The organism is Halopenitus sp. H-Gu1 (genome assembly GCF_041821145.1).
Lineage (GTDB): Archaea > Halobacteriota > Halobacteria > Halobacteriales > Haloferacaceae > Halopenitus.
The window spans coordinates 115,788-131,157 of record NZ_JBGUBC010000007.1 but is presented as its reverse complement, the minus strand read 5'-3'; the positions used below and the strand labels follow the sequence as shown (position 1 = coordinate 131,157).

The 15,370-nt window shown below is 59.1% G+C and carries 19 protein-coding genes; 17 read left to right on the top strand and 2 right to left on the bottom strand.

The window, feature by feature from the left end; genetic code table 11:
* Nucleotides 1–9 precede the first annotated feature (9 nt).
* Nucleotides 10–681 carry a hypothetical protein gene (locus ACERIT_RS07480; RefSeq protein ID WP_373674218.1) on the top strand — a complete coding sequence of 224 codons (672 nt, stop codon included), beginning with the start codon at nucleotides 10–12 and terminating at the stop codon, nucleotides 679–681.
* Between the two features lie 159 nt (nucleotides 682–840).
* Here the strand turns inward: ACERIT_RS07480 and ACERIT_RS07475 are convergent, their stop codons facing one another.
* A complete protein-coding gene (locus ACERIT_RS07475) occupies nucleotides 841–1,548 on the bottom strand; it encodes a hypothetical protein (RefSeq protein WP_373674217.1) in 708 nt (235 codons plus the stop codon).
* A gap of 1,063 nt (nucleotides 1,549–2,611) precedes the next feature.
* Between ACERIT_RS07475 and ACERIT_RS07470 the strand changes: the two genes are divergently transcribed.
* The 12 genes from ACERIT_RS07470 to ACERIT_RS07415 all read left to right on the top strand — a co-directional run bounded on the left by ACERIT_RS07470 (nucleotide 2,612) and on the right by ACERIT_RS07415 (nucleotide 12,913).
* Nucleotides 2,612–3,463, top strand: a complete 852-nt coding sequence (locus tag ACERIT_RS07470; RefSeq protein ID WP_373674216.1) for a DUF6884 domain-containing protein — start codon at nucleotides 2,612–2,614, stop codon at nucleotides 3,461–3,463.
* On the top strand, nucleotides 3,460–3,993 hold the full coding sequence (locus ACERIT_RS07465) for a hypothetical protein (RefSeq protein ID WP_373674215.1): 534 nt from the start codon (nucleotides 3,460–3,462) through the stop codon (nucleotides 3,991–3,993). Before ACERIT_RS07470 ends, ACERIT_RS07465 begins: the two co-directional genes overlap by 4 nt.
* Before the next feature lie 3 nt (nucleotides 3,994–3,996).
* Entirely contained in the window at nucleotides 3,997–4,704 is a 708-nt protein-coding gene (locus ACERIT_RS07460) for a DNA cytosine methyltransferase (RefSeq protein ID WP_373674214.1), read from the top strand.
* 64 nt (nucleotides 4,705–4,768) lie between these two features.
* Entirely contained in the window at nucleotides 4,769–5,434 is a 666-nt protein-coding gene (locus tag ACERIT_RS07455; protein WP_373674213.1) for a hypothetical protein, read from the top strand.
* An 81-nt stretch (nucleotides 5,435–5,515) separates the two neighbouring features.
* Nucleotides 5,516–6,115 carry a hypothetical protein gene (locus ACERIT_RS07450; protein WP_373674212.1) on the top strand — a complete coding sequence of 200 codons (600 nt, stop codon included), beginning with the start codon at nucleotides 5,516–5,518 and terminating at the stop codon, nucleotides 6,113–6,115.
* 8 nt (nucleotides 6,116–6,123) lie between these two features.
* On the top strand, nucleotides 6,124–6,429 hold the full coding sequence (locus ACERIT_RS07445) for a hypothetical protein (protein WP_373674211.1): 306 nt from the start codon (nucleotides 6,124–6,126) through the stop codon (nucleotides 6,427–6,429).
* 28 nt (nucleotides 6,430–6,457) lie between these two features.
* Entirely contained in the window at nucleotides 6,458–7,384 is a 927-nt protein-coding gene (locus ACERIT_RS07440; protein ID WP_373674210.1) for a hypothetical protein, read from the top strand.
* Nucleotides 7,385–8,437: 1,053 nt separating this feature from the next.
* Nucleotides 8,438–9,691, top strand: coding sequence for a Cdc6/Cdc18 family protein (locus ACERIT_RS07435; protein ID WP_373674209.1), 1,254 nt, complete (start codon nucleotides 8,438–8,440; stop codon nucleotides 9,689–9,691).
* Between the two features lie 740 nt (nucleotides 9,692–10,431).
* A complete protein-coding gene (locus tag ACERIT_RS07430; RefSeq protein ID WP_373674208.1) occupies nucleotides 10,432–11,304 on the top strand; it encodes an N-6 DNA methylase in 873 nt (290 codons plus the stop codon).
* A gap of 30 nt (nucleotides 11,305–11,334) precedes the next feature.
* The gene (locus ACERIT_RS07425; protein ID WP_373674207.1) at nucleotides 11,335–12,060 is read left to right on the top strand and encodes a metal-dependent hydrolase; all 726 of its coding nucleotides are present in this window, start codon (nucleotides 11,335–11,337) and stop codon (nucleotides 12,058–12,060) included.
* A 141-nt stretch (nucleotides 12,061–12,201) separates the two neighbouring features.
* Nucleotides 12,202–12,411 carry a hypothetical protein gene (locus ACERIT_RS07420; protein WP_373674206.1) on the top strand — a complete coding sequence of 70 codons (210 nt, stop codon included), beginning with the start codon at nucleotides 12,202–12,204 and terminating at the stop codon, nucleotides 12,409–12,411.
* A gap of 10 nt (nucleotides 12,412–12,421) precedes the next feature.
* On the top strand, nucleotides 12,422–12,913 hold the full coding sequence (locus ACERIT_RS07415) for a hypothetical protein (protein ID WP_373674205.1): 492 nt from the start codon (nucleotides 12,422–12,424) through the stop codon (nucleotides 12,911–12,913).
* A 56-nt stretch (nucleotides 12,914–12,969) separates the two neighbouring features.
* Here ACERIT_RS07415 and ACERIT_RS07410 read toward each other — a convergent pair whose 3' ends face one another.
* Entirely contained in the window at nucleotides 12,970–13,257 is a 288-nt protein-coding gene (locus ACERIT_RS07410) for a HalOD1 output domain-containing protein (protein ID WP_373674204.1), read from the bottom strand.
* 74 nt (nucleotides 13,258–13,331) lie between these two features.
* On the opposite strand from ACERIT_RS07410, the gene ACERIT_RS07405 reads away from it, so the two are divergent.
* The 4 genes from ACERIT_RS07405 to ACERIT_RS07390 all read left to right on the top strand — a co-directional run bounded on the left by ACERIT_RS07405 (nucleotide 13,332) and on the right by ACERIT_RS07390 (nucleotide 15,254).
* Entirely contained in the window at nucleotides 13,332–13,520 is a 189-nt protein-coding gene (locus tag ACERIT_RS07405; protein ID WP_373674203.1) for a hypothetical protein, read from the top strand.
* A gap of 324 nt (nucleotides 13,521–13,844) precedes the next feature.
* Nucleotides 13,845–14,156 (top strand): DUF4326 domain-containing protein, encoded by a 312-nt coding sequence (locus ACERIT_RS07400; RefSeq protein WP_373674246.1) that lies wholly within the window; start codon nucleotides 13,845–13,847, stop codon nucleotides 14,154–14,156.
* A 79-nt stretch (nucleotides 14,157–14,235) separates the two neighbouring features.
* Nucleotides 14,236–14,703 carry a hypothetical protein gene (locus tag ACERIT_RS07395; protein WP_373674202.1) on the top strand — a complete coding sequence of 156 codons (468 nt, stop codon included), beginning with the start codon at nucleotides 14,236–14,238 and terminating at the stop codon, nucleotides 14,701–14,703.
* A gap of 20 nt (nucleotides 14,704–14,723) precedes the next feature.
* Nucleotides 14,724–15,254 (top strand): hypothetical protein, encoded by a 531-nt coding sequence (locus ACERIT_RS07390; RefSeq protein WP_373674201.1) that lies wholly within the window; start codon nucleotides 14,724–14,726, stop codon nucleotides 15,252–15,254.
* Nucleotides 15,255–15,370: the final 116 nt, after the last annotated feature.

The following is a 15,370-nucleotide window of genomic DNA, read 5'->3' as shown; positions in this document are numbered from 1 at the left end:
TCCCTGACTATGCAGATCGACACAGCTATCCTCACACAGATTCAGAAGTATCGCGTTACCGCCGACCCGGTCGTCGCGAGTGACCACGCTGCCGGTGCCGCCAACCTCAAGGACGGTATCTACGAGGAACGCCGCGCACTCGTCAAGGACACCCCACCAGGTGAATGTATACCCGTCGCAACGTGGGGCGAGCTCGCGGCACTCTGTTCGACGGCCTCCCTCACGTACGCAGCATTCACGAACGCGGAGTTCGTCAGCCTTTACCAGTACACCTTCCGCCAGTACCTCGACGGGATCGCCGGCGACGACCAGGACGCGGACGTGATGCTTCCCTCAAACTTCCCGATCCTCCCCGCAGACGACGAAATTCGCGATCAAGCCCGTGACCTCCGCGAGGCGCTCAAGCGCGACCGCGACCGCTGGTTCACCGAGCACGTCGACGACCTCGACATCAAGACCGGTGGCGTCCCGACAGCGTTCTGGCTCCACGACTCCACCACCACCGCGGCCGAACTCCTCGCCGAGTGGTATGCTGTCGGTGACGTCTCCGAACGCCTTCTCCAAAGCCTCCCCACTCTCCCCGGACAGACACCCGGTGTCGAAGTTGAAACGTCCGAGAGTACGTCCACTGAGACAGCAGGTTCAACCGACCCCGCGCAGGCCGGCCTCGATATGTTCTAATGGGGATTGGCAGAAGAATCCAGAGATTCGGTTGGCACAACTCTTAGGACTGATAGGATAGGTATGCGAGATACAGGGCGCATATTCAGCATAATCCCTGCAACCTCTCGTTGATTGAGGATTGCCCTAGGGACGCCAAATCACTCCTCGCAATCTCACTTACGCAAACCCAAGTGGCTCGTAGATAAGAATCCGTCCGCCTGCGTTCCAGAAGTAGTGAACACCCATCGCTATCGTGAGGGGTATCCCGATTTTTACGCCGAGGAAAATCCATTGGCGATATGATGGGTCCGGGTCCCGCCCCCACCACTGAAAGACAGCCCCGGCAACAAGGAATCCCGTGAATAGATGGAGCCACGTGGCAATGAATATCGTGACCGTAACCGAACTAACGTCCCCATAGACGCCGGTGGGCTTGACGACCTTCAACAACGCTTCCATCAGTCCGAAGGAGAAGCCGAGTAGCGCCCCGGAACGCCACGAGTTTCTTCGGAGGAAATCGACCGTATCTGGCGAATGGTTGTGGAAATACCAGAGGAGGAACCCAGCGGGGAGGAACTTCGTCGTGACTGGTTCGATAAGACCGGCAAGGCGGGCGCTGGCGGCCCACTCGGGTAGTGAGGGATACCGTGCGACGAACGCGGGAAAGAGCGCGTTTCCGACCAATCCATTCAGTAGGAACGCGCCGATGAGCGTGGCCGTTACAACAATTCTGAACCGGGCAGGAATAAGGCCGAAGAATGCCATTACAGCAATCAACGCTACGACACCCGGTGATGCCACCAATAAACCAGCAACAAGAAAGACACTCAGGGAGATTGCTTGAATCCAATCAGTGAACTCCAGTTTGGAGAGATTGACTGTCATTCTAACTCTGATTTACAATCAGACATAATAGTGTGATAAAACCGAATGGAAAGCGAATTTCGAGGCTAGTGTGCAATTTGACACAGTTGAAACCCTCAGAGACGGATACGTCCAGCGTACTGACTAGATGGTCTCTATGTCGCACCGGATTACTGACGGTTGCCAATGAGTTCGCTGGTTGGATGCTACATAGAGCGCGCATAGTAGCAGAGAAACGCGGTGGAATTGGGCGGCCCGATTGAGACAATTCATAACACGGTGTAAAGTAGCACGGGTTTATCCGTCTCTGGCGATATGTTGGGGTACGGAGCCCGACTGCACACTATGCGGTCGTGCCCCGATCATGAAAGGGGCGTTTGAGCCGGGATACCGGACGAACAGGCAGTCTCCTCGTTCTCCTCGCGTGGCACGCGGGACGCATCACACAGCACACGAGTTCCGCAACAGCCACCACCCACCAATGCCCGAGTTTAACCGCGAATTCCACGCAGATGAATGGTCGCAGACAATCATTGACTACCTAGCGGACGCAGACAACGGAACTGCATCGTTCGATGTCCTTATCGAGCACATCATCGACCAAGAGACGAACGCAGTAGCACCTGACAGAGAGACAGTCACTTACGAGTTAGTACACGCGTGTCTCCCGACGCTAGCCGAGAACCGAGTCGTTGAGTACAACGAACGGACCGAGACAATCAAATACCGACCACCATCAGAGCGATAACACTGCATATCCGCCTACCGGCGGGTCCCTCGCAGCTCACGTGAAGCGATGACGACCCACTGCTGCATACACGCTCTACGTTCAGCACGCCACTTTCAATAAGTCGGCATTCTGTTACGCTGAGGAGTGCGAAGACTTCCGTGAATCCCTATAACAACCACCTTCGTGGTCAGCCTTCTCGCCGTCGTCCGGCGATTTTTCCTCTCCGACGAGAGTCGAGAGTGGTTTCATGCCCGCACAGACACCCGCCATGGCTGACAGGATTTTCTCAGCGCTCCCCCGTCGGTACGGCTTCCCTGGTCCCGAACGCTACCGCTTAACCAGGAGGACGAGTCGATGAGTGTCTCGACGACGCTCCCGACGACCGAAGCTGTCGACAAACCCGACGTCCCCACGGGCAAACGGATTTGCCGCAGTAATCTCTCGGATATCTACGAGCGGGGGACGCTTGTTCTCATCGGTTGCGGCGCCGCCAAACGCGACCCCTCCGATGAAGGTGACCTCCACGTCGCCTCGGTCGGCCCTGATGAGTCCTTCGGTCCGGATTGGACGGATGAAACCGGACCAGCGTGGAAGGCTCGCGACCTCTACACGTCGCCCTATTTCCGCCTGAAGAAGCAGTTCGCCGAACGCATCGCCGGCGTCGAAGACGGCCGTGACGGCGCCAGCCCGTGGGCGATTCTCTCCGCCGAACACCACGTCCTCATGCCTTGGAAGAACGTCAAGTACTACGAGAAGTCGATCACGGAACTCGGCGACGACGAAACGAACCCCGATCACCGCGTCGAAAATCCCTACGGCCTCCGCCGCCCGGACGGCCGCGAAATCGTCACCGAACTTGACCAGTGGACGCGCCTCGTCGCCTTCGGCCTCATAAAGTGGATCGCGTCCTTCCGTCCCGTCCGAGACCCGCCGGGAACGACAAACGCGTATTCGCTTCTCATCCTCGCCGGCCAGGACTACATCAATCCTCTTCGCGACCTCGGTGTCTTCAAATACGGCATCTCCCACATGGCCGGTGATCCTAACCAAGGCCCCCGATTCCCCTTCGAACCCCGCTTCCTCTTCGAGGAGATCAACAATGACGGCATCGGCGACCAGATGAGGTGGCTCTCGGACGCCATCGACCGACTCGACGAGCCCGCAGCGCCCACAGAGCAGGTGACCTTCGAGGGGTGGTCGCCATGACGGAGAACGCTACTCTTGCAGCGTACACCTCTACCGAGACCGAACCGGAAGACGCGGCTCCACCGTCTCTCGAAGATCGCCTCCTCGCGGCCGTCTCGACGACGCTCGGCCTCCGCCTCATCCCCGGAACCGGCGACCCCTTCTATCTCAAGAACCGGGGCAAGGAACACTATCTCTTCCGTGACGACCACGACCGCTGGTACATCCTCCAGCCGTCGGCGAAGGCCTCCGAAGACGGCTACGTCCGCTGGATATTCCGCCCGGAGGACAATCCCACGCGCCTCGCTCGCACCGGCCTCGAGCATCGCACTGTCGTCGGCTACGACTACGTCCGCCGATCCGAGGCTCCCGACCCAGTCGAGACGACGGTCACCGCGAAGGAACTCACGACCAGCTGGGGCCGAACGACCTATGAGTGCGGCTCGTGCGGCGAGGACTTCGACGAAGCCCTCGAACACGCACTCCACTGCTGGGAGGAACATCCGTGGATACCGACGCCTGGCCAGATACGTCTCGAACGGGAGGAATAACTGATGTCAGTCGTCTCAGATACGACCATCGGCGATCGCACACTCGACGATCTCTGGGACACGCCGCTCGCGCTTGATCTCTTCGCCGGCGCCGGGGGCGCCTGCCGCGGCCTCCAGACGTACGGCCACCGCGGGCTCGGCTGGGAAGTCATCGGCATAGACGCCGACCCACGGAAGGCTCGCTACTATCCCGGCGTCTTCGTCGAGCACGACCTGACCGAGGGACTTCCCGAGTTCGTCGACGACTACGCCGACCAGATCGAAATCGTCTGGGCGTCCGCTCCTTGCACGTTCGCGACCGACCTCCAGTTCGCGCGCTCCGGAGAGAACCTCATCCCGCTCGCCCGCGACCTCTGTCAGGAGATCGACCCGCCGGTGTGGATACTCGAGAACGTCCCCGGCGCTCGCGAGCACCTCGAGAAACCCGTTCAGCTCTGCGGGTCCTCATTCGGCCTCGGCGTCCGCAAGCACCGCCTCTTCGAGACGTCTTTCTTCGCGCATGGCACAGCGTGCTCGCACCCCGACGGGTTCGACTACGCGATCGGCGACCGCGAAGCCCCCGTAACCGGCTACCGGCGGGCCCACGGCCTCTCACCGCGCTCGCCGTTGCCGGCGAAAGCCCTCCGTGAGGTCATCCCGCCCGCCTACGTTCACGAACTCCTCGACCAGTACATCCACTACGCCCCGCACAGCCACGAATCCACTTCCTAGACCAGCCCCGATCCAGAATGCCCGTGAGACCAGGCCTCCCCGACGCGTACGACCTCCCTCCGATGTGAACGGCTGGGTCTACGACGACGAGGCCTCGTGGAACGCGCACGTGTGGACAGCTCCCGACGCCCCCCAGTCGGTCGCCGTCTTCGACCATCACGACGAGGTGCCAGTCCAGGCCATCGACGACCGCGTCCAGGGCTTTGAGAACCGCGTCACAGTCGCGACCATCGAGGCGACCGCGGACGGTGACCGCTCGCTCGACATCGCCCGCGCTATCGAGGAAGCCGTCGAGTGGATGGAAGCAACACCTCCCAGCACCTGGACGCATCCCGCCGTCGACGAAGCAGTCTTCGACGCGCCTCCCGGGTACGAACTCACCCACTACTACCTTGAGAGCCGGGAGTTCATCGTCTACTACCACCGTAAGGGGGGCCTCGAGGGCCGTCAACTCGCGGGTATCGGCGCCTCGGACGGTTCCGAGGCGACACCAGAGACGTATCCCTATCTCGTCGTCAAAGCATGGCGAGGGAGCGGAAACGCGTCGGTGGCGCTCGCCCCTTGGGACTACGCGCACGACTCCAAGATGGTCGACGTCCGTGACCCGCCGGAAGAGTGCGGCCTCGAGATCGCGCTGACGATCGCTCGCGACTACGCCGCCGCCGCGACCGGCGAAGATCTAGACCCACTCGCAGTCGGCCAGGCAGACCTCACCGCGTGGTCGCAATAACCCGGAATCCGACTCTCGCAGCACTGAACACACCCGCCTGACATTTCTGACTCCTCACGGGAGCAGAGGTTCTATCGACAGATGCACAAACTGATCTGCGTGCTCGTCCCTGGTACCACCGAAGACAACCCTCTCGTCCGTGCTCGCGGTGCCCTCAACGCACTCGTCGGCATCGGGATCGACACGGTAGCCGCCTTCGACTACTACAAGACGTTCGATGAGCCGGACGCCCGCTTCAAACCGTACGTAGCGAACGTCGTTAGTGACGGCGACTCGGAGTACGTCGACGACGAATCGCTCGCTCCAGCGTTCCCAATGGACAGCGACGACGGGCAAGCTCTCCTCGACGACATGCTCAGGACCCAATCGGAGAAGTTCCGGGAGACGTTCTCGACATTCCGAGCGAAACTCGATGACCTCACCGTCGAGGACGTGATGAACGACGTCGAAGGAGCACGGTTCAACCTGCAACAGCTCGCCGAGTACGAAGGGCCGTCCGTCTTCCTCTACAACGAGTTCGGAGGCGGTCTCTCATCGCCCAAGGCTGTCACTGAGTGTGTCGACCGGATACAGAGCGTTCCGTTCGCCAGTGACGGTGGCGTCGTCGAGGACGCAGCGGCCACCGAAGGAAACGAACAGACGAGCCGTGGGTGGATCATCCCCGCGGACGTCCACTACTAACCCCAGCCATGTCCACCAAATCCCAGTCGTTCCAGACGCTCGACGATCCAACCCGAATCGCCTTCCGGGTCGAACTTCCCGATGGGACAGCGCCGGCGTTCGCGACGACCGGGCAGACCGACGTCGAGGTCGACGAGCGATACTGGAACTCCTACGACGGCGAACTGTATCGCGTGACGAGCGTCGACGATAACGCTGTCGAAGCAGTTCTCGAATTCGGCTGTGGGGAGATCCCACGAGTCGTCTCCTTCGACCGCGAGTGGTTCACGCCCGACAGTCACGGGCTCCACCACGTCACCCCGCAGACCGACTAACCGCAATCACTCACCCGAGTCCACCATCATGCCAGCACTTGCCTTCCCCGTTCGCGATGGCTCCGAGCCAGCACCACTCGACCACAGCTCGTTCGCCGGAGACACTCCGGCCGAGCTCGCCCCGACGATCCGCGTAGGCGACCACGTCTTCGAGCGGAGCGTCATCGACTCTCGAACCCGCTTCCCCGTTCCCGAGGTAAAGGCGGTATACCGGCGGCGTATCGTCACCGATGTCGACCTCGCCCCCGACGGGATGTCGTTGACGATCGGCTTCCAGGAGCGGTTCCCCACCGACGAGTCGATGGTCGCGACACTCCACTCGATCGACCCCGAGTGGCATACCTATCCACCAGCAGGGATGCCGGACTTTCCTCGGTCGGACGTCGAGCTGGGAGCCAAGCCCGACTGGGAGGTCACGCACTGGGAACCCGAGCGCGTTACCCCACCGCCCCTTGAGGACGTCACCGACCTCATCGTCCACCGCGTCCAGGGGCGGGGAAGTCGCCAACTCGTCAATCACCTCCTCATCGGGGAGCCGGACGGCCGCATCGACCACCGCCTCGGCGGTGTCGCAAAGTGGAAGGCAGGGTTCATCGCGACGCATGATGGCCATCCCTACTCGGTGGCGGTGCTCGCCCAGCCGTACTCGTACAGCTACGACGGCGCTAGCGAGGAGTTGTACGTGACGCGGCTCGCGAACCACCCGAACCGACCACCAAACACGTCGAGTTGGATGCTCGCCCGCCTCCGTGACTGGATGCGTAAGCACACCGAGCGGAAGCGGCTCGTCGCGATCGCCGGTATCGACAATAACGTCGGCACCTGCTACCAGGCTGCTGGCTTCGAGCTCGATCGGATCGAAACTGTCTCGAGTACTGGTTGGGAGAGCCGAGAAGGACGTGCTGTGGCCCGTCGTGACGAGTGGACAGAACGTAGATATGTCTTATCCTTATAACAATCCGAGTAGTCATCCGGGTTACTGGCACACGATGGTTTAAAAACATTCCAGTCAGGCGAACCGCTTCAACGAGGATTTAGAGACGTCTCTGAACCGAGTGTCCTCCATCGCGATGTCAAGAATAACCTCAGGATCATGGAGTAACCGATGAGAGTTGTGACGGTCGCCTCCTTTGCCCATATTTACAGGCTGTCAAGGCGAATGCCTCGGGGCTTGATCCCGGGTTGAGGCCGATAACTCGGACATGACACTGAACCCTTCTTCGTGTATCAGACGAGCTTCGAAGAGGCGTGGCCACATGCTACGCAGCTGGCCGATTGGGACGGGAGGTTGTATCGGGTAGAGGCAGTCGATGGTGACGTAGAGTTGGAGAAGCTCCACGTTGGCGTGGTAAATTAGGAACTGGTCGAGGTCTGAGCAGCGGTAGCCGCTGGACGGTCAAGGCGGAGTCCTTCAGGTTTCTTTGAACTCGGTGGGGATGTTGTCGGGAAGATGAACGTGCCCCACACACCCCATGCGTCGAATGTAAACCCTCGAAAAGGGAAGGGAAGGTTGCTGAGACGGGTGTACAGGAATTGCTAGCGGTGTCGAATGGATGAGGATACGTGCGAGAAATGGTATTTATTCAAACAAAAGTTATAAGACCCTACAGCTAAAACCAAATCCGTATACTCCAACAACAATGGGTGTGGAGTGATCGTCACACTCCACACCCATTTGCCACTGCCACTCCACCGATACGAAAACCGCCGTTAATTCTGTATCTCTTGCGTCACACGGTCTATCCCTACTATTTCGGGCATTTACATTCGACAGTCGGGGTGTGCGTGTTGGTTCACCTGCTCCGGCTAACGGTTTTCTCACCTCATCACTACCCTTCGTTACATTGGACACCTGGCGTGTGGGCTTCATTCGACACTCGGTGACTTCATCTAACTTAGAACTTCAGAGGGGGAGCGACTCGAACACCGAGTTTCCCCCGATTTACATTCGACAGTCGGGGTGAGTCAGACCTCTCCTTTTATGTATTTCCAACCAGGTGTCGAATGTATGGGGACCGACGACAAACCATCACAACGATCTCTCGACGATATTTGGGCCAGCAAAGACTCGATTTTCTCTCGGAAGGAACTCCTCGACATCGACCACATCCCCGACGAAGACCGCATCATCGGCCGGGACGAAGAAATCGAAGACGTCGCCTCCAGTATCCACCCCGCCGTCAGCGGTAAACCCCCGCGAAATACGCTCATATACGGGAAAACCGGCACGGGGAAATCCCTCGTTGCAAAGCACGTTACCCAAAGCGCTCAACAATACGCTCAGAAGAACGACACCAAGATGGGGCGGGTCTACATCGACTGCACTCAATCTACTACCGAAACCCGCGTCGTCGTCAACCTTGCCCGTGCCCTCAACAATCCCGAAGCAACCGATATCTCAATCCCCGTCACTGGGCTCTCCACTGACGTCTACTATCATCGCCTCTGGAACATCCTCGATGAACTCTACGATGTGGTTGTCATCATTCTTGACGAGATTGACAAACTCCAAAACCACGAAATCCTGATGCAACTCTCTCGCGCTGGCGAAGCTGGGAAAGTCAAAAACTGCAAAGTCGGGATCATCGCCATCAGCAACAAAATCTCGTTCAAAGACAACCTCGATGAACGCATCCTCAGCAGCCTCCAAGACCGCGAATTCATCTTCCCACCGTACGACGCGAACCAACTCCGCTCCATCATGCGGAATCGCGCCGATGCCTTCCGCGAAGGCGTCCTCACCGAGGATGTCATCCCGCTCAGCGCAGCTTTCGCCGCCCAGGAACACGGGGACGCCCGGAAAGCTCTCGACATTCTACGGAACGCCGGTGAGCTGGCGAAGGATGAAGGCGCAGAACAAGTCCGTGACGATCACGTCCGCGATGCCCGTGAGAAAGCTGATATCGACCGGTTCTCCCAAATGCTCGAAGGCCAACCCACGCAAATCAAGGCTACCGTGTACGCGTTGTCCATGCTCACAGACAAGCACAAAGACGACGACGAATTCTCTACGCGGCAAATATACGATGTCTACAAGCAACTCACAGGCATCCTCGACATGGACACGCTCTCACATCGTCGTATGACCGACCGGCTCAGCGAGCAAGTGTTCCTCGATATTCTCGGCCGGACAGATCGCGTCGGACGTGGCCGTGGTCAAGGCGTGACGCACTACTACTACCTCATGGAAGATTCCGATGTCGTCCAGAAGGTCATCCTACAGGATAGCCGGTTTTCAGAACTTCACGACTACGACCTCTAACTCGTCCGAATTCAAGGAGATACATTGGACAGTCGGGGTGTCGAAAAACGACCAATCAGTGCCCATTCCTTCACTCTCCCAATTCATCGGAAGACGGCAGGTTTCACAAGAATCTGAACACCAAGATATTGGTGTAGAGAGCGTAACGGCTGCGTTAACAGGCAGATACATTGGACAGCCGGGGTGTTGGCGCGGAAACCGCCGCTCATGGGGAGTACGTATATCCGTAAGGTGAACATTCACCTGAATACACTCGACAGTCGGGGTGGCTTCATCACAGACCACCGAGACTCACTCTACTATGAATCCTAACTACCCGTATAACCCTTGAACACACGCAAAATCGAGGAGATACATTGGACAGTCGGGGTGGTAACCCGACGTGGGGAGACGGTTTGAGAGAACATCGACTGAGAAAGGAGTGCTCGGCGGTTATGGGTCTGCGACCTTCACGAGCTTCTCCACTCGCTCGGAATTCACGAACCGTCGCACTCGATTTGCTCGGTACCGGAACCAATCGAACGGATTCTGCCGGTGAATCTGGTAGATGACCTGGTAGAGTGTCTCCTCCCGATAACTGGAGACCTCATACAATCTATCCCTTGTTTACGACGGAAGTCCTGGGGTGTCCCCCACTACGATAACGTCGGAACCCGTGGGGTGTCTCTTCTCTGGAAACGTCGGAACTGAAGGAGTGTTCTGGATTTTTCTCTCCCCCTTTGGACAGAGGCGATTCGTCAATGGCTTCCACCACCGACCCGAGTACCTACGAATCAATCACCGAACATCTCGATGAAGTCTGCCAGAAGACAGGCCTCCGCACCTACGACGTCTTCACGAACTGGCTTGACTTCGTCGTCACCGCACTCAGTCGAAACGACGACGCCTACCTTGAGCTCGTTGACGATCTCACGGCTCGTCTTCACGACGACATCAACCTCACCAGAGACGTCCTTGAGTCCTACGGGGCCACACTCGGAGCCCTCGTCAACGCGATGGAAGAGACGACCGTCCCAGGATACTCGCATCCTGCAGAACTCCTTGGCGGGATTTACGAGCACTACGGAGCCAACAGTGACGCCTTCGGCCAGCACTTCACGCCACAGAATATCGCCATCGCAAAAGCCCAGATGCTCTTCTGCACTCCCGAGAGCATTCGCGACGCCACTCCGGCCGACCCAATTACAATCAGCGATCCCGCGTGTGGGAGTGGCCGACTCCCATTCCACGCCGTCCACCAGCTCCGTCACATCTCCCCTGACAGGCCCACTGTCGTCGTTGCACGCGACATCGACAAGACATGCGCTCATATGGCTGTCATCAACTTCGCGCTCCACGCGATCTCCGCGTACGTCGTTCACGGAAACTCCCTCACCTACGAGACGTGGCACGTTTGGCGGACGAATCATCCAACGCGACTCCTCACCGACTCGACCGTCGACGGGATCGTCACCGAACTCGATCCTGACGACGCACCCATCATAACGAGCCTCGACGAGGACGATGACGGTGCTCAGGACGACGTCGACTCCGATGAGGACCTCGAGGACAACGTCACGATCGACGACCCCGAGACCATCGAGAGAGTCACGCTCGACGCCTTCAGTGAGTAACCCTCAACATTCAACACCCCACGATGTCCGTTGTTCTCCAAACCGAGACGAACCACCGTCGTCGCCTCCTCGCTTACACCGCTGCTCATCGCGCCTGTCCTCAAACAGCCAGTCGAGGAGGTTCTTGAAGCCACCGCGTTCCGCGGTGTGGATGAGACGGTATCACCTCCCGGAACAGTCTTTTTCTCGTACAAAGAAGATGGAGTTACAGCTCCAGAGATGCACAGACGAGGTCATTACGGGCTCGCCCTTCTCGTCTTCTCACCGCTGGCGTTCCTCCTTAACGTTAGTCATGCATCCGGAGCAGCCCTCGTGGGGATTCTCATCGTCGCCGGCGTGGCACCGATTCCCGACATTGACCAGCATCTCCCCTTCGTTTCGCACCGCGGCATCACGCACACCGTCTGGTTCATCATCGTCGCGTCCACGATCGCGACGGCCATGACGTTGGCCGCGGCGGTTCAGGGAACACAGGCAGTCAAAGGGACGCTGTCGACAGCAAGCGTCCCGAGCCTGGTTCTCCCTGCACTCGGCGTCGGCTTTCTCGTCGCGCTTGGGCTCGCTACGCACCTCATCGGTGACGTGATCACGCCCATGGGCATCAGGCCGTTCGCCCCCGTGAACGACACGAAATACACGTGGAAGCTTACGACGTCAGCGAACAGCACCGTGAACAACGCCCTCTTTGTCGCTGGTCTCGCTGCTACAGGAGCGGCCATCTATATCCCGCGCGTTTTCGCGACGCTAGGCACGTAATCGCGGCCCCGGAGCTCCCACCGAGCAGACCGCCCCTCTGAGTTACCCCACAAGATATGGGTATCCATCCCGGCGTGGGGTAACTCGGATAATTCATCGACCGGGTTTCTCTCTCCCCTCTACTGATGGAGGAATCCACGTATGGGTAGTCTTTCCCGACACCGCGCACAGCAACGCTTCCGCGAGGCACTCGACCAGCGGCTTCCGGATACGTCGAGTCCGACCGAGACGCATTCAGCCTACGAGGAAGCCATCGAGGAACTCCTCGGTATCGCCCTCGACGCCGACGAACTCAACAAAGCAGCTTGCCGCCTCGCAACCGACCCCGACGCGATCGACTTCCCCGACTAACGCCACATTCATGTCCAAATCCGACCCGACCGACGACCGATGGATCGACGCCCACAGCGTAACCTGCGCCATCTGTGGTGATCTCGCTGACGAACGCGAGACGAAGAACCTCTACGAAGACGACGACACCCACCTCAAGGGCGAGGCACACTGGGATTGCTGGGAAACCCACGACTGCCTCGAGGGCGGCTGGTTGATTCGCGACCCCGACCCCGACGTCGAGGCAGACATCGACCCGCAGTCCGAGACCGTCTCACTCCCCGTTGTCTGCAAGGTCTGCGGGAAGGCCTACCGGATGTGCTACGACTTCGCCGCTCTCTACGACTCGGAGGTCGATACCTTCGAGAAATCGATGCAGATCGACGACCACATCCAGGGCCTCCACAACACCGTCAATAGCCTGGTCAACAACGGACAGATTGACCCCGAAGAAGCCCAGTACCTTCGGGACAACCTCATCGCGATCAAGGACCGCCTCGAACAGCACCGCTCACGCGAGTAGCAGAAGGCGACATTCAGCAACTACCTCGACTGTACAACACCCGCCTTCATCCATTCTCACGCTGTGGAGTTATTGGGTTCCAATATCCAGACATCGCCAGCACTCGATACTCCCACGTGAACCCGGTCGTAGTCGAATTCGACCCTCACCTCACCCTGAGAAGACTGGCCGCTCTCGCCCTTGAGAACCTCTGCAAGAGCATCCGTGTCGATCGAGTGAGTCATCGGGGGGAGGTCTTCCACAGGCCGATCCTTGTAACAGGCCAACACCCGCACCAACTCGTGGGTAATCGAACCCCGATCAGGGTCAATCATTTGATGATATTCACATTGCTGTTCGTCCATACTGAGACCTTATTCGTCGGTACTGTAACTTTTACTGGTGGATTTGTCACCGGCCGGATCGTGTGTACCCGTATATGACGATCGAAACCGCACACGACGCTCCCGAGGCTGTCATCGTCCCGGCCGAGGAGATCCATGACTTCCTCGCGACTCGAATCGGTCGCGACGACGTCCTCGTCAAGGTTGAGCCATCCGGTGCCGTCCAGACCACGATCGATCAGGACTCCGGCGTCGAGTACCCCGGTGAATGGGACACTCCCTAGGACACCACGCCCCCGTCAACCGATGCCGCCTAAATCCAGTCGCCTCAAGACGCTGACCGAGACAGACGTTCACTGTACGCGGTGTGGCGCTCGTTCACGAGCGGGGTTCCGTCCCCCCGAAACGCTATGTCCCGAGGGTGAACACCTCGACTCACACCACAAATGGGAGCCCGTGTCCGATGCCGAACTCAACACACCACAATAACAACGTGACGCAGCTGGAGTCCCGGTATGAGTGACGACTTCGCCGCCGCCCTTGAGACCCTCGACGAGACCGTCCACGACGACATCATCAACGAGGACGACAATCGTACCGTTTGACTCATCGGTCTAGGAGGAACCGACCTCGCCAACGCTCACGGGCCCGCACAGAGTGACATCACTAAGTGGATCAACCGCCGGTCGAACTGGGGGAATCCATTCAAACTCGAGTCCGACGGGGGCGACTACAGCCGTGAAGAGTCGGTCGACCTCTACCGGGGCTGGTTCTACGGTCTCCTCGAAACCGACGAGTGGACGCCCGAAGACCTCCGTGGCGAAGTCTTGGGCAGTTGGTGTCTTCCTTGGCTCTGCCACGGGATCATCATTATGGACTACCTCGCCGAGACGTACAACCCTCAGCAGACACTCTTCTAATCCCTCGTCCTCTTCGGCTATCTCCAGCAGTCCCTCGACTACCTGTGTCTTTGTTTGCGGCCACGAGCCTGAACCGCTTATGGCAACCCTGCAAGCAACCACCGCATCGAATCATCCGACCGTCGATCCCGACGCGGTTGAGGCGATTGAATCGATTGTCGAGGACTACGACTTCTACGGGAGTTTCGACTCCTTGACCATCGGTGTCGTCGAGCCCGATCGAGAGGACGCAGATCCATACCTCGAACTCTACGGGTATGCGTCCTTTGAGGCCACCAAGCCCATCCTCGACGAGAATGGCAGTGCCGTCGACCGGGAATACCACTGCACCGAAAAGTTCCTCGAACGCCTCGCGCCTCACCTCGAGGACCAGCTGGTCGTGGAGACTGTCGGCTTCGAGAAGTGCCGCTTCCCGCTGCTCGCCGGCCAGTGGTCCGCTTGGCCCGATGGCACCGTCACGTACAATTCGTTCGACCACGCTCCCGAGAACCCCACCGTGGAGTCGGCTGCGGAAGACACCGACGCTACGTCCGAATCGTCCGCGTAACCCACACCCAGCACATCATTATGGAATCCACCGACACGAAGCCCGAGAATCATGGCTCCGACGAGCAATCAGACGATGCCGCTCAGCCGACGTACATCAGCGTGCGGCCAGCGTGTCCAGTCTGTCAGAACTCCAAGTTCGAGTCCACCGAAGAGGGGGTGCCGAACAATTTCGACACTCACTACGTCCACGTCAGATGCGCGAGATGTAAGACCCAGCTCACCATCGAGTATCGCGCCATCGACGTTTTCTGGCACGGCGGATCCGACGGCCAGCACAGCGCCGTCTCGCAGGATCTCCTCACCCCGAACCAGAACGAGTACGCCGACGAGGCATCGTATGGGGTACTCCCCGACAGCGACCTCCTCTCGTCCCTCGACTGGCCGCTCACCTGTGACTGCGGCGAGAACCTCACGGGGAACGAACTTGTCTCCGATCTAACCGTCCTCCCCGACCACGACGTCGACTACGACGATCCCGACTACGAGACCGTCCTCTTCCGGTGCGTGAACTGCGAAAACCCCGTCACGAAAACCCCCGCTTACGCGTAATTCCGTCCGTTCACACCTCACCGGTAACCTCTACGCGACACGGGATTTTTCTCTCAGACCACCGAACACACACCTCAAGAAGAGCCTGCGCCCCCCGCAGCGTTCCTCATACGGAG

Bases quoted from the DNA above. Each gene is read 5' to 3' on its own strand.
- ACERIT_RS07480 (WP_373674218.1), top strand. From the start codon at position 10: ATGCAGATCGACACAGCTATCCTCACACAGATTCAGAAGTATCGCGTT.
- ACERIT_RS07475 (WP_373674217.1), bottom strand. From the start codon at position 1,548: ATGACAGTCAATCTCTCCAAACTGGAGTTCACTGATTGGATTCAAGCA.
- ACERIT_RS07470 (WP_373674216.1), top strand. From the start codon at position 2,612: ATGAGTGTCTCGACGACGCTCCCGACGACCGAAGCTGTCGACAAACCC.
- ACERIT_RS07465 (WP_373674215.1), top strand. From the start codon at position 3,460: ATGACGGAGAACGCTACTCTTGCAGCGTACACCTCTACCGAGACCGAA.
- ACERIT_RS07460 (WP_373674214.1), top strand. From the start codon at position 3,997: ATGTCAGTCGTCTCAGATACGACCATCGGCGATCGCACACTCGACGAT.
- ACERIT_RS07450 (WP_373674212.1), top strand. From the start codon at position 5,516: ATGCACAAACTGATCTGCGTGCTCGTCCCTGGTACCACCGAAGACAAC.
- ACERIT_RS07445 (WP_373674211.1), top strand. From the start codon at position 6,124: ATGTCCACCAAATCCCAGTCGTTCCAGACGCTCGACGATCCAACCCGA.
- ACERIT_RS07440 (WP_373674210.1), top strand. From the start codon at position 6,458: ATGCCAGCACTTGCCTTCCCCGTTCGCGATGGCTCCGAGCCAGCACCA.
- ACERIT_RS07435 (WP_373674209.1), top strand. From the start codon at position 8,438: ATGGGGACCGACGACAAACCATCACAACGATCTCTCGACGATATTTGG.
- ACERIT_RS07430 (WP_373674208.1), top strand. From the start codon at position 10,432: ATGGCTTCCACCACCGACCCGAGTACCTACGAATCAATCACCGAACAT.
- ACERIT_RS07420 (WP_373674206.1), top strand. From the start codon at position 12,202: ATGGGTAGTCTTTCCCGACACCGCGCACAGCAACGCTTCCGCGAGGCA.
- ACERIT_RS07415 (WP_373674205.1), top strand. From the start codon at position 12,422: ATGTCCAAATCCGACCCGACCGACGACCGATGGATCGACGCCCACAGC.
- ACERIT_RS07410 (WP_373674204.1), bottom strand. From the start codon at position 13,257: ATGGACGAACAGCAATGTGAATATCATCAAATGATTGACCCTGATCGG.
- ACERIT_RS07405 (WP_373674203.1), top strand. From the start codon at position 13,332: ATGACGATCGAAACCGCACACGACGCTCCCGAGGCTGTCATCGTCCCG.
- ACERIT_RS07395 (WP_373674202.1), top strand. From the start codon at position 14,236: ATGGCAACCCTGCAAGCAACCACCGCATCGAATCATCCGACCGTCGAT.
- ACERIT_RS07390 (WP_373674201.1), top strand. From the start codon at position 14,724: ATGGAATCCACCGACACGAAGCCCGAGAATCATGGCTCCGACGAGCAA.